This window comes from Lentzea sokolovensis (assembly GCF_033949975.1).
Classification (GTDB): Bacteria; Actinomycetota; Actinomycetes; order Mycobacteriales; family Pseudonocardiaceae; genus Lentzea; species Lentzea sokolovensis.
The window spans coordinates 1-11,426 of record NZ_JAXAVU010000011.1 but is presented as its reverse complement, the minus strand read 5'-3'; the positions used below and the strand labels follow the sequence as shown (position 1 = coordinate 11,426).

At 68.8% G+C, this 11,426-nt stretch carries 14 protein-coding genes and 1 rRNA gene; 3 read left to right on the top strand and 12 right to left on the bottom strand.

What is annotated here, in order from left to right:
* Nucleotides 1-47: 47 nt before the first annotated feature.
* The gene (locus SK854_RS26790; protein WP_319977883.1) at nt 48-311 is read right to left on the bottom strand and encodes a hypothetical protein; all 264 of its coding nucleotides are present in this window, start codon (nt 309-311) and stop codon (nt 48-50) included.
* 102 nt (nt 312-413) lie between these two features.
* On the opposite strand from SK854_RS26790, the gene SK854_RS26785 reads away from it, so the two are divergent.
* Nucleotides 414-974 (top strand): NUDIX hydrolase, encoded by a 561-nt coding sequence (locus SK854_RS26785; protein WP_319977882.1) that lies wholly within the window; start codon nt 414-416, stop codon nt 972-974.
* On the opposite strand, the gene SK854_RS26780 is transcribed toward SK854_RS26785, so the two are convergent.
* Together SK854_RS26780 and SK854_RS26775 are read right to left on the bottom strand one after the other, a co-directional pair.
* Complete coding sequence (locus SK854_RS26780; RefSeq protein ID WP_319977881.1) at nt 922-1,419, bottom strand: NADAR family protein; 498 nt, start codon at nt 1,417-1,419, stop codon at nt 922-924. The two genes, SK854_RS26785 and SK854_RS26780, sit on opposite strands and share 53 nt — an antisense overlap.
* Nucleotides 1,420-1,538: 119 nt before the next feature.
* Nucleotides 1,539-2,078 (bottom strand): hypothetical protein, encoded by a 540-nt coding sequence (locus SK854_RS26775; RefSeq protein ID WP_319977880.1) that lies wholly within the window; start codon nt 2,076-2,078, stop codon nt 1,539-1,541.
* A 137-nt stretch (nt 2,079-2,215) separates the two neighbouring features.
* Between SK854_RS26775 and SK854_RS26770 the strand changes: the two genes are divergently transcribed.
* Complete coding sequence (locus SK854_RS26770) at nt 2,216-2,449, top strand: hypothetical protein (RefSeq protein ID WP_030481542.1); 234 nt, start codon at nt 2,216-2,218, stop codon at nt 2,447-2,449.
* A gap of 64 nt (nt 2,450-2,513) precedes the next feature.
* On the opposite strand, the gene SK854_RS26765 is transcribed toward SK854_RS26770, so the two are convergent.
* The 6 genes from SK854_RS26765 to SK854_RS26740 all read right to left on the bottom strand — a co-directional run bounded on the left by SK854_RS26765 (nt 2,514) and on the right by SK854_RS26740 (nt 8,987).
* Nucleotides 2,514-3,446 carry an NADP-dependent oxidoreductase gene (locus tag SK854_RS26765; RefSeq protein WP_319977879.1) on the bottom strand — a complete coding sequence of 311 codons (933 nt, stop codon included), beginning with the start codon at nt 3,444-3,446 and terminating at the stop codon, nt 2,514-2,516.
* Nucleotides 3,443-6,343, bottom strand: coding sequence for a bifunctional [glutamine synthetase] adenylyltransferase/[glutamine synthetase]-adenylyl-L-tyrosine phosphorylase (locus tag SK854_RS26760; protein ID WP_319977878.1), 2,901 nt, complete (start codon nt 6,341-6,343; stop codon nt 3,443-3,445). Before SK854_RS26760 ends, SK854_RS26765 begins: the two co-directional genes overlap by 4 nt.
* Before the next feature lie 29 nt (nt 6,344-6,372).
* On the bottom strand, nt 6,373-6,558 hold the full coding sequence (locus SK854_RS26755) for a hypothetical protein (protein ID WP_258953450.1): 186 nt from the start codon (nt 6,556-6,558) through the stop codon (nt 6,373-6,375).
* Nucleotides 6,555-7,688, bottom strand: coding sequence for an inorganic phosphate transporter (locus SK854_RS26750; RefSeq protein ID WP_319977877.1), 1,134 nt, complete (start codon nt 7,686-7,688; stop codon nt 6,555-6,557). The genes SK854_RS26755 and SK854_RS26750 overlap by 4 nt, the downstream gene beginning before the upstream one ends.
* 86 nt (nt 7,689-7,774) lie before the next feature.
* Entirely contained in the window at nt 7,775-8,530 is a 756-nt protein-coding gene (locus SK854_RS26745) for a type 1 glutamine amidotransferase (protein ID WP_319977876.1), read from the bottom strand.
* Between the two features lie 25 nt (nt 8,531-8,555).
* Nucleotides 8,556-8,987 (bottom strand): rhodanese-like domain-containing protein, encoded by a 432-nt coding sequence (locus SK854_RS26740; RefSeq protein WP_319977875.1) that lies wholly within the window; start codon nt 8,985-8,987, stop codon nt 8,556-8,558.
* An 81-nt stretch (nt 8,988-9,068) separates the two neighbouring features.
* Between SK854_RS26740 and SK854_RS26735 the strand changes: the two genes are divergently transcribed.
* Nucleotides 9,069-9,518: an Lrp/AsnC family transcriptional regulator gene (locus SK854_RS26735; protein WP_319977874.1), complete on the top strand. Its 450-nt coding sequence runs from the start codon at nt 9,069-9,071 to the stop codon at nt 9,516-9,518.
* Here SK854_RS26735 and SK854_RS26730 read toward each other — a convergent pair.
* The 3 genes from SK854_RS26730 to rrf form a co-directional block, all read right to left on the bottom strand.
* The gene (locus SK854_RS26730; protein ID WP_319977873.1) at nt 9,511-10,323 is read right to left on the bottom strand and encodes a GNAT family N-acetyltransferase; all 813 of its coding nucleotides are present in this window, start codon (nt 10,321-10,323) and stop codon (nt 9,511-9,513) included. The two genes, SK854_RS26735 and SK854_RS26730, sit on opposite strands and share 8 nt — an antisense overlap.
* Nucleotides 10,311-11,138 carry a GNAT family N-acetyltransferase gene (locus SK854_RS26725; RefSeq protein ID WP_319977872.1) on the bottom strand — a complete coding sequence of 276 codons (828 nt, stop codon included), beginning with the start codon at nt 11,136-11,138 and terminating at the stop codon, nt 10,311-10,313. The genes SK854_RS26730 and SK854_RS26725 overlap by 13 nt, the downstream gene beginning before the upstream one ends.
* Before the next feature lie 100 nt (nt 11,139-11,238).
* A 5S ribosomal RNA gene (gene rrf, locus SK854_RS26720) occupies nt 11,239-11,355 on the bottom strand.
* Nucleotides 11,356-11,426: the final 71 nt, after the last annotated feature.

Sequence of the window (11,426 nt, the reverse complement as noted above, 5' to 3'; positions counted from 1 at the left end):
CTTTGAGTCGAAGGCCCGGCGGGATTCCCGCCGGGCCTTCGGCCTGTCTAGGTACCGAGCAGCGTCACGGTGGACGACACCCCGTTCATCCCCTCGCTGACCCGGACGTTCGAGACCAGGACCTCCGCCTCGCCGCCGGTCGGCAGCTTGATCCGGGCCTCGCCACCGGTCAGCTCGGTCATGGCGGTCCCTGCGCCGGACAACTGCCAGAGCCCGCCGTCGTTCACCGTTTCGATCAGGTCCACCCGGTCCAGCTCGACCGCGTTGCCGTCCGCGTAGACGAGCCGGGCAGGCCCTGAGTAGCTGAACATCACTTCTCCTCTGCCAGATCTCCCCGACTCCCTGACACACGGGCGGGGCGGCCGCGGGGTTCATCGAGCAGGAGGCGACGGCCGCGTGATAGAGGTTGCGGCGTGACGCAGTGGACGGTGCACGGCACCCGCAGGATCTACGAGTCGGAGTGGATGAGCGTCGACCTCGACGACGTCGAGATCCCTGACGGCGAGCGGTTCGAGCATCACGTGCTGCGGTTGCCGTTCGCCTCGACCGCGGTGGTCGTGGTGCGGGACGAGCACGTGTTGCTGATGTGGCGCCATCGCTTCACGACCGACGTGTGGGGCTGGGAGATTCCGGCCGGTCGGCTCGAAGCGGGTGAGACGGCCGAGACCGCGGCCGTGCGGGAGACCGAGGAGGAGACCGGATACCGGGTCCGCGTCGAGCCGTTGGTGACGATCAACCCGTTGAACGGCCTCAGTTCTCACACCACGCACGTCTTCACCGGCACGGACGCGGCCAAGACCGGCGAGCACGATCCCGCCGAGGCCGCGCGGGTGGAGTGGGTGCCGCTCGACGAGATTCCCGGGTTGATCCGAAAAGGACTCGTTCCCTGCGGGATCACGCTGGCGGCACTCACCACCTACCTCACGCTGACAGCCTGGAGCGGACCTCCATCAGGGCCTCGCCGAGCAGGTTGAGGCCCAGCCAGGAGGACGGGTCCTGGGCACGCGGGTCCGACGCCACGAGGCCGATGCCCCACACGCGGTCCTGCGGGCTGGCCTCGACCAGGACGCGGGAACCCGTGCCCAACAAGTAGGAACGCAGCGCGGGGTCCTGGCCGAACTTCGCCAGGTTTCCCTCGACGACGATCTCCAGCCGCGTGGATTCCCACGCGGAGTCGGAAAAACCCGACACTTCGCGGCCCAGCGCCTTGGCCTCGCCCGGCGTGCGGGCGGCCAGCACCCTCGAAGCAACGGACGCGTCGCCGAAGAGCAAAGCTTTGCGCCACATCATGTAGTGCTCGGCGGAGGCGAACTCCTGGCCGTCGACGACGAACGTGCACGGCCACCACTGCGAGAGGCAGCCCTTGCCGATGCTGCCGTCACGTTCGGGCTGGTGGCCCCAGAAGAACAGGTACTTCACGGCGACAGGCTAACGGCCTGGCGTCGTACGTCCTCGGGGTTTTCGTCCGGCTCCGGCATTTCCGGCTCGCGCCACGCGTCGGTCCGTTGCACCAGGCGTACCCGCGCAGCGGGGCCCGATCACTTCGGCAGCGGGATTCCGGTGACCGTGATGGCGGCGCCGGTCGGCGCGAACTGGCCGGAGATCGACGAGAACGTCAGCGTGAGCGAGTTCACACCGGTGCCGAGCTTCTCGTCGAGGATGACGGTGCCCGAGGCGGTGGTGCCCTGCGTGACGGGGCCGTCCCACTTGCTGCTCGACGCCGCATAGGTGCGGTTCAGATCGTCCAGGACAGCGATGCCGACCACGGGGAGGGTCATTCTGGCCTGGGAGGCGTTGGTGGCCGTCACGAACAGCTTCACGCGGCCGTTCGCCGCTTCCACGCGAGTGACCTCTACGGTCAGCATGCCGCGCTGCTGCTTGAACGAACCCGTCTGCACCTTCACGTCCGCGGACGGCTCGGTGGTTTCCAGTGCGCCATCAGGGGTTTCGACGACGTTCGACGTGGTCGTCGTGGCGGTGACGTTGGGCTGCGCGGCGGAGTTGCTGCCGTTCAGTGCATATTCGATCACACCGAGTAGTGCCAGCACACCAGCCGCCACGCCCGCGATGGCGATCACGGTTTTTCCTCGGCGCGTGACCCTGCGATGCTGCATGACTTCCTCTGCTAGACCCCCGTGACGAACTACAGCTCCCCCACTGAGCGGGCCTAGTCTCATCTCGATTGGGTGAAACGTCAATGCGCTAGGGTCCGCCCGTGTCTCAAGATGTCGCCGAATTCACGGCTCCGCAGCTGCTCACCACTCACATCTTCGACTCGGCACCGGACGCTCTCGAAGCGGTTCAGGCCGCTGACGTGCTCGACCTCGGTGTCCGCGTCTACAACCGGCTCGTGCCCGACGCCGACGACGCGGAAGCGTTGGAGGAGGAGTGGGTGGTCGAGGTTTACACCAGCGCTCCCGCGGTGGACCCCGATTCCGACGAGGACTGAGCAGTTCAGAAAAGGGGGCACACCGGCAGGTGTGCCCCCAAACCTGAAGAAATACCTGAAGATTTCAGACGGTCAGTACAACTTTTCCTCGTACATGGCCACCTTCGAGCAGCCTGTGCGCCTTCACGGCCTCCTCCAACGGAAAAGTCTGCTGCACCTCGACGCGCAGCTTTCCGTCAGCGACCAGATCCACGAGCCACTGCGTCTGCTCCGCGTTCGGCCGCGCCCAGGTGTTGACCACGCCGTTCTCCAGCGCCCGCGGTCCGTCCACAATGGACGTCATCCGCGCCCGGTCGCGCACCAGCTGCAACGACTGGTCGAACGCGAGCCCTCCCGCGTTGTCGACCACCACGTCGACCAGGCCGTCGCCGCCGACGATCTCCGCCACGGCGTCGACCAGCGCGTCACCGTAGGAGACCGGTTCCGCTCCCAGTGAGCGCACGAACTCGTGGTTGCGCGGCGAAGCGGTGCCGAGCACCCGCGAAGCGCCCAGTTCGCGTGCGATCTGCACCTGGAGATGCCCGACGCCACCGGCGGCGGCGTGCACCAGGACGACGTCGCCGGAACCGGTGCCGACGGCCTTCAACGCCTGCAACGCCGTCAGCCCTGCCAGCGGCAACGCGGCCGCGGTCACGAAGTCCACGGTGGACGGTTTGCGCGCGATCATCCGGTCCGGCACCGAGATCAACTCGGCGTAGGTGCCGAACTGGACGTGGTCCTTGCGGGCATAGGCGAGCACCTCGTCGCCCGGCTTCCAGTCCTGCACGCCGATGCCGACCGCTCGCACGACGCCCGACACGTCCCAACCCGGGATCAACGGCAGGTGGTGCGGCATCAGACCCTGCAGGTACCCGGCTCTGATCTTGTAGTCCACCGGGTTCACGCCGGCCGCGCGCACCTCCACCAGGACCTGGTCAGGTCCCAGCAGCGGGTCGGGCAGCTCCTGCAACGACATGACGTCGGCGTCGCCGAACTGGGTAAACGCGATGGCTTTCACAGTCCCTCACCGTAGAAGACACGCTCCGCCACCGCACGTGCACGACGAGTGGTCCTGCGATATTCCTCCACGAATTCCCCCGGATCGCCGCCTGGCGGGTACCCCATCACGGACGCGACCGCCACGAGATCGCGCCCGGACGTCGGCAGCTGATCGGATGCCTTGCCCCGCACCAGCATCAGGGCGTTGCGGGCCTGCGTCGCGAGGTTCCACGCGGTGGTCAGCGCGGCGGCGTCCTCCGCGGCCAGCAGGCCAGCGGAGACAGCGGCCTCCATCGCGGCCATTGTGGACGGTGTGCGCAGGCCGGGCACGGCACCGGAATGCTGCAGCTGCAACAACTGCACGGTCCACTCGACGTCCGCGAGCCCGCCGCGTCCGAGCTTGGTGTGCGTGCTCGGGTCAGCGCCGCGCGGCAGCCGTTCCGCGTCGACCCGCGCCTTGATCCTCCGGATCTCCCGCACGGACGCGGCGTCCAGGCCGTCCGGCGGATACCGCAGCGGCTCGATCAAGGCCTCGAACTCGGCGCCCAGCTCGGCGTCACCCGCGATGAACCTGGCCCGCAGCAGCGCCTGCTTCTCCCACAGCTCGGCCCACTGCCGGTAGTACGCGCGATAGGAGTCCAGCGTCCGCACCAGCGGTCCCTGCCGGCCCTCCGGCCGCAGGTCGGCGTCGACCTGCAGCGGCGGGTCCTGCGACGGGGCGCCGAGCAGCCGCCGGATCTTCTCCACGACCCCGCTCGCCCACTTCACCGCCTCGGCGTCGGACACGCCCTCGAACGGCCGGCACACGAACATCACGTCCGCGTCCGAGCTGTACCCGAGCTCGTGCCCGCCGAGCCGGCCCATGCCGATCACGGAGATCGCGGCCACCGCTTCACCGGACGAGCGCACCGCCGCGTCCAGCGCACTGCGCAGCACCGAACCCCACACCTCGGACAGCGAGACGCACACCGTTTCCAGCGGCATGAACCCCAGCAGGTCCGCGGCGGCGATCCGCAGCAACTCGTGACGCCGCAACGATCGTGCGGCCGCGATCGCCCGCGCCGCCTCGCCGTACCGGGAAACGGCACTGCGCAAGGGTTTCCCGATCGAGTGCGGATCACCGCCGACCAACGCGTCGGTGTCGGCGAGCAGCCTCAACACCTCCGGTGCCCGCACGAGCAGGTCAGGCACGAAGCGCGAGGTGCCGAGTAGCACCGCGAGCCGTTCGACGACGGCGCCCTCGTCGCGCAGAAGCCTCAGGTACCAGGGGGTTTCCGCGAGCGCCTCGGACACCTTCCGGTACGCGAGCAGCCCGCCGTCGGGATCGGGCGTGCCGGCGAAGAGGTCGAGCAACACCGGCAGCAGGGCGCCCTGGATGCGAGCGCGCCGGGACATCCCTTGCGTCAACGCCTGGATGTGCCGCAACGCCCCGTCCGGCGACGTGTAGCCCAACGCCGCCAGCCGCGCCACGGCCTCCTTCGTGGTCAGCCGCAGCGCCTCGGTCGGCACGCCCGCCACGGACTGCAGCAGCGGCCGGTAGAACAACTTCTCGTGCAGCCGCCGGACCTGGTTGGCGTGCTTGCGGAACTCCGTGAGCAGCACCTGTCCCTCGGACTTCTGCCCGTCCGCCGCCAGCCCCGTCGACCGCGCCAGCCAGCGCAACGCCGTCACGTCGTCGTCGGCCGGGAACAGGTGCGTGCGCAGTAAACGCTGCAGTTGGAGCCGGTGCTCCAACGTGCGCAGGAACCGGTACGAGCGCCCGAACTCGGCCGCGTCTTCACGCCCGACGTACCCGCCCTGGCCCAACACGGCCAACGCGGCCGTCGTCGCCTGGATGCGCAGGTCCTCGTCGGAGCGCCCGTGCACGAGCTGCAACAGCTGCACCGCGAACTCGACGTCGCGCAGTCCACCGCGGCCGAGCTTCAGCTCGCGGTCGGCCAGCCCCGACGGCACGTGGTCCTCGACCCGGCGCCGCATCGCCTGCACGTCCTCGACGAAGTTCTCGCGCTCGGCCGCCGTCCACACGTACGGCCGCACGGCCTCCAGGTACGCCTGCCCCAGCTCGGCGTCCCCGGCGACCGGCCGCGCCTTGAGCAGCGCCTGGAACTCCCAGGTCCGCGCCCACTTCTTGTAGTACGACGCGTGCCCGTCCAGCGTGCGGACCAGCGCGCCCGCCTTGCCCTCCGGCCGCAGCGCCGCGTCGACCTCGAAGCACGACTGGCCCGCGATCTGCATCACCGTGCTGGCCAGCCGGGTCGCCACGCCCAGATCGCCCTCGGCGACGAACACGACGTCGACGTCGCTCACGTAGTTCAGCTCGTTCGCGCCGCACTTGCCCATCGCGATCACCGCGAGCCGACAGCGGTCGGCGCCGTTCACCTTCTCCGAAGCGAGCTTCAACGACGCCTGCAACGCCGACACGGCCAGATCGGACAGCTGCGCGGCCACCGTGTCATAGGGGACGAACGGCAGCTCAGGCTCGACGACGTGCGCCAGGTCGTTCGCGGCGACGAGCAGCAGCTTCGCCCGGTACTCGGTGCGCAGCACGTCGTCGTCGGCGAGCTCCAGCGACACGTCGACCTCGTCGGTCAGCGAACGCCACCGGTCGGGGTTCACGACGAGGAAGTCCGACAGCGCCGTGGACGAGCCGAGCACGGCGAGCAGACGCCCGCGCACCGCGACGTCCTTGTGCACCGCGGCCGACAGAGCGTCCCAGTCGGCGACGGCGTGCAGGCGCTCCAAGCCCCGCAGCGCGAGGTCGGGGTCCGGGGAACGGGAGAGCGCCGCCAGGACCGGCTCGGAGCCGTCGGTGGGCCGGCGGTCAGCCCACAGGCCCAGACCGCGCAGCACTTCCTCGCTGCGCGGCTCGGTGAGCCCGAATCTTGCTGGGGACGCGTGGCGGACTGGTTCGCTCATCGTGAGCCAACCCTAATGCCCGCACACCGCTAGAAGACGATCAGTGAGAGTCCGTAGAGCACGACCGCCACGCAACCGGCGAAGCTCGCGTACGCGGGAACCTTCTTGTCACCCGACAGAGCGCGGATGCCGACCACGAACAACGTCACCACGAGAACCGTGGCCAGCAGCGTGGCGCCGAAGACCTGGAGCAGCGCCGTCCAGTCGACCTTCATGCCGCCACCTTGTGCAGCTCGGCCTGGGCGGCGACCTCGTCGACGATGTGCTCCGGCTTGATCGGCTCGCGCCGCGCCAGGATCCAGATGAAGATCGACACCGCGACGCCGATGGCGGCGACGCCGATGATGCCGACCGTGCCGGTCGACGCCCACTTGCCCGCGAGGGCGCCGACGATGCCGGCGGCGGGCAGCGTGAACAGCCAGCCCGCGGCCATCTTGCCCATGGTGCCCCAGTTGACGCCGCGGCGGTCGCGTCCCAGGCCGGAGCCCATGATGCCGCCGGACGCGACGTGCGTGGTGGACAACGCGAAGCCGAGGTGCGAAGACGCGAGGATGGCCGTGGCGGTCGAGGTCTGCGCCGCGAAGCCCTGTGCGGGCTCGATGGTCGTCAGGCCGCGGCCCAGCGTGTGCGTGATGCGCCAGCCGCCGAGGTACGTGCCCGCCGCGATCGCGAGACCGGCGCTGACGATCACCCAGGTGGGTGGGCCGGAACCGGGGGCGAGCGAGCCGGACGTGATCAGCGCGAGCGTGATGATGCCCATGGTCTTCTGCGCGTCGTTCGTGCCGTGCGCGAGGGAGACCAGCGAGGCGGACGCGACCTGACCGACCTTGAAGCCGGTGTGCGAGACGCGCGGGTCCGCGGCCTTCTTCAGCCGGTAGACGACGATCGTGGCGATGGCCGCGACCAGGCCGGCGACCAGCGGCGCGACGATCGCGGGCACCAGGACCTTGTCGACGACCTTGGCGAAGTGGATGGCGTCCACACCGGACGCGACCCAGGCCGCGCCGATCAGGCCGCCGAACAACGCGTGCGACGAGCTCGACGGCAGGCCGACGTACCAGGTGACGAGGTTCCACATGATCGCGCCGACCAGCCCGCCGAAGATGATGGCGGGGGTGATCTGGGCGTCGTCGACGATGCCGCCGGAGATGGTCTTGGCCACCTCAACGGACAGGAACGCGCCTACGAGGTTGAGAACCGCCGACAGCGCGACCGCCGTGCGGGGCTTCAGGGCACCCGTGGCGATGGAGGTGGCCATGGCGTTGGCCGTGTCGTGGAACCCGTTGGTGAAGTCGAAGATGAGAGCAGTGACAACGACGATGATCACTACAAGTGCGGGATCCACACTGATCCTCCGGCTGGATCGAACAAGCTGTCCAGGAGATTACGGTACCGCCAACGGAGGATGTCTTAAAACCTACGAAAGTAACGTCACACCAACGGAAGTTGTGTGCCCGAACCCAGTGCCGGCAACAGTTCTCCCCGAACGAGTTTCGCGAATCTGCCGACGAACGGCTGCCACACCTCTTCGAAGTCGCGGTGGGCCTCTTCGAGGAACTCCTGGTCGAAGTGGTGAGCTCGCGCACAGGATGCCGAATCAGGATCCTTCGAGGCCCAGTTCAAGACGATTTCCGGGGTCGTCTCGATGTGGAACTGAAGGCCGTAAGCGCTCTCCCCCACCCGAAACGCCTGATTCGGATATTTCGGGGACGCCGCGAGGTGTTCCGCGCCGGGCGGCAGCAGGTGCACCTCGTCGTTGTGGAACTGCAGGACGTCGGGTGTGAACGGCAGGTCGGCGAACAACGGGTCGGCGGCCGCCGCGTCGCGCTTCGCCACCAGCAGCACGCCGACCTCAGGCCCCTGCGGCCCCTTGCGCACCTGGCCACCGGTGGCGGCCGCGAGCAGCTGCGCGCCGAGGCAGATCGCCAGGGTGGGCAGCCGCTTCGACACGGCGCTCGACAGCAGCCGGCGGGCGTCGGCGAGCCACGGGTGGTCGAGGTCGTCGAGCGCGCCCATCTCACCACCGAGGCAGACGACGCCCTGGTAGCCGTCGAGGTTCTGCGGCGCGGGCATGTCCTTGAGCGGCACGAGGTCGAGCTCGATGCCCTCGGCCTCCAGCCAGTCCCCGAGCTTGGCCAACGGGTCTGACTGCGAGGGCTGAAGGACGAGCAGGCGCGGTGCGTTCACGCACCTGAGCCTAGGTGGGCCCAGGTCAGCAATGACACGCGACCTTGGATACACCTGCTCCGACGAGCTGATCCGACTCGACCGGATAGCCCGCCTCGCGCCAGGCCGTGATGCCGCCGGACAGCCGCTTCACCCGGTAGCCCCGTTGCGCGAGCGCGAGGGCCCCCTTGGTGGCGGCGTTGCACTGGAAGCTCTCGCAGTAGCAGATGTAGACGAGGCTCGGATCGAGGTCGAGCTCGGACGGCAGGTCGCGGTAGGGCAGGTTGATCGCGCCGGGGATGCGGGCCTGCGCGAACGCCTCCGGGGCGCGCGTCTCCACGAGGACGTAGCCCTGGGTGTTGCCTTCCTGGAGGTCGCGGTGCACGTCGTCGGGGTCGGCCTCGAACGCGAGCTCGGCGGCGAAGTGGGTTGCGGCCGTCCGGGGATCGGCGGCGGGGAAGCGCAGTGCGTTCGTCATGCGTTTGATCCTGCTGGGCACGTGCCTGTCTCCGACATGCGGAAGTCCAGGCGTTCTGGGCGTTCTCCCTATGATTTCCAGGTGGAACTCGACGCGGTGGACTGGAAGATCCTGTCGTTGCTGCAGCAGGACGGGCGGATGTCGTTCACCTCGCTGGGCCGCGAGGTGTCGCTGTCCGCGCCGGCCGTGACCGAACGGGTCCGGCGCCTGGAGTCGCTCGGCGTGATCACGGGTTTCACCGCGGTCGTCTCCCCCACACGGCTCGGCCTGCCGATCGAGTCGATCGTGCGCGTGCGGGTGCGGTCGCTGGACACGCCGCGGTTCCGCACGCAGGTGCTGGTGCTGCCGCAGATCCTCGACGCAGACCACGTGACCGGTGACGACTGCTGGCTGCTGCGCGTCGTCTGCCGGTCGATGGTCGAGCTGGAGGAGCTCGTCGAGGTGATGCAGCGCTACGGCGACACCACGACCTCGCTCGTGTTCTCCTCCCACGTCCGGAACCGCCCGCTGGCGCCCGAGCTGTTCAGCTGATCCAGCTGTACTCGGACCAGTCGGAGATCGCGCGGAAACCGAGGCCCTGGTAGACGGAGTTCGCCGTGGGGTTGGCGAGGTCCGCGGTGAGCACGACGTGGTCGACGCCCTCGCCGTACGCCCACTGGCTGACCGCCGCGGTGGCCGCGGCCGCGTAGCCGTGCCGCCGGTGCTCGGGTGGGGTGTAGACCGGGCCGACCCGCGACACCCCGCCGACCGGGGAGGTGCTGCCCGCCCACGACACCGGGACGCCGTCGACCAGCCACAGGACGTGCCCCGCGGACATCCACCGGCTGTCCATCGCCCGCTTCTCGGCCTCTTCCCGCGGAAGCCCGTCCAGTTCGGCCACGAAGGCGATCCACCACTCGGTGATCAGGTCGTCGTCGGCGGGAGTGGTGAGCCTCGACTCCCCCGGCACGTCCGGCACCGTCAGGTCCTCCAGCCGGTAGAGCCGCAGCGCGTAGAGCTCCTTCCCACCGTCACGCCACAGCGTGCGGAAGGCCTCGACGCGGTCCCGTGTTCCGCTGACCTCGTTGATCTCACGGTCCCGAAGTGCGTCCACGACCGCAGGAGCCGCAGGCACCGGCATCGCGGCGACGTGCAGCGGACGACCCTCCATCTGGGTGACCGCGCCGACCACGGTTCCGCTGTCGTGCAACGAGATCAGCGTGATCGGAGTCCTCTGTCCCCGCAGCGCCGCGTCCACACCGGTCAGGTGCACGCTGTTGTTCACGGGGTCGGCGGCGAGCAGGTCGCCCGCTGCCGCAAGAAAGTCCTTGATGTCGTTGTGGCTCAGTGCTTCCACCAGAACTCCGCCCAGTCGTCGAGTGGTTGGTAGCCGATGCGTTGGTAGATCGAGTTCGAGACCGGGTTGGTCAGGTCCGCGAAGAGCAGGACGTCGGTGGCGCCCTGGTTCAGCGCCCACTGGCTCGCGAACGCGCTGACCGCGGCGCCGTAGCCGTGCTTGCGGTGTTCTGGCGGGGTGTAGACCGGGCCGAGCCTCGTCATGCCGGCCTGCGGGAGGCTGGCCACGGCCCAGGCGACCAGTGTGCCGTTGCTCACCCAGAGGGCGTGGCCGTTGCCCAGGCGCAGGGAGGCGCGCATGGCTTCGGTCGCCGGCTCGTTCGGTGCTTCTGGCACGGCTTCGCTGAGGAACGCTTCGCGCCAGGTGCCCAGGAGTTCGACGTCTTCCTCGGTGGCCAGCCGTCCGGCGCCTTCTACGGTGGGCTGGGCGAGGGTGCCCAGGCGGTACTGCCTGGTGGTCAGGGACTCGGTGTAGTTCTTGCCCGTCGCTGTGGCGAAGGCCTCGGATCTGTCGCGCGGGCCAGTCACTCCTGGGGCGTCCGGATCGATTCTCGCGGCTAGGTTCGCCGCCAGTTCCACCGCGGGGAGTGGGAGGTCGGCCGCTTGGAACGGCCACGGCGGGGTGCGGATCAGGGAACCGATCACTTCGCCGTTGTCGTGGAAGGTGATCAGGGTCGGCAGGAGGTCGGTGGCCGGCGAGCGGCGGATGCGGTCGAGCGAGGTGAGTGCCACCGTGTTTCGCACCGGATCGGCTGACAGCCGATCGTGGGTGGCGGCGTCGAACGATTCCAGGGTGGCGTGCACGACCGCGTCCATGGGTCCATCAGACCAGAGCGCGCAAGCGAAAATCGGCACGCAAAAAACCCCTGAGGGGAGCACCGAAGTGCTCGACCCTCAGGGGTCTTCTGGAAAGAATGTTCGGCGACGACCTACTCTCCCACACCGTAACCAGTGCAGTACCATCGGCGCAGAAGGGCTTAACTACCGGGTTCGGAATGGGACCGGGTGTTTCCCCAACGCTATGATCACCGAAACTCTATGGAATTATACCTGCGGCGATCGGAATGCCGCTCGGTTCTTCCAGAACCGCACAGTGGATGCGTA

Bases quoted from the DNA above. Each gene is read 5' to 3' on its own strand.
- SK854_RS26790 (WP_319977883.1), bottom strand. From the start codon at position 311: ATGTTCAGCTACTCAGGGCCTGCCCGGCTCGTCTACGCGGACGGCAAC.
- SK854_RS26760 (WP_319977878.1), bottom strand. From the start codon at position 6,343: ATGAGCGAACCAGTCCGCCACGCGTCCCCAGCAAGATTCGGGCTCACC.
- SK854_RS26755 (WP_258953450.1), bottom strand. From the start codon at position 6,558: ATGAAGGTCGACTGGACGGCGCTGCTCCAGGTCTTCGGCGCCACGCTG.
- SK854_RS26740 (WP_319977875.1), bottom strand. From the start codon at position 8,987: ATGACGAACGCACTGCGCTTCCCCGCCGCCGATCCCCGGACGGCCGCA.
- SK854_RS26725 (WP_319977872.1), bottom strand. From the start codon at position 11,138: ATGGACGCGGTCGTGCACGCCACCCTGGAATCGTTCGACGCCGCCACC.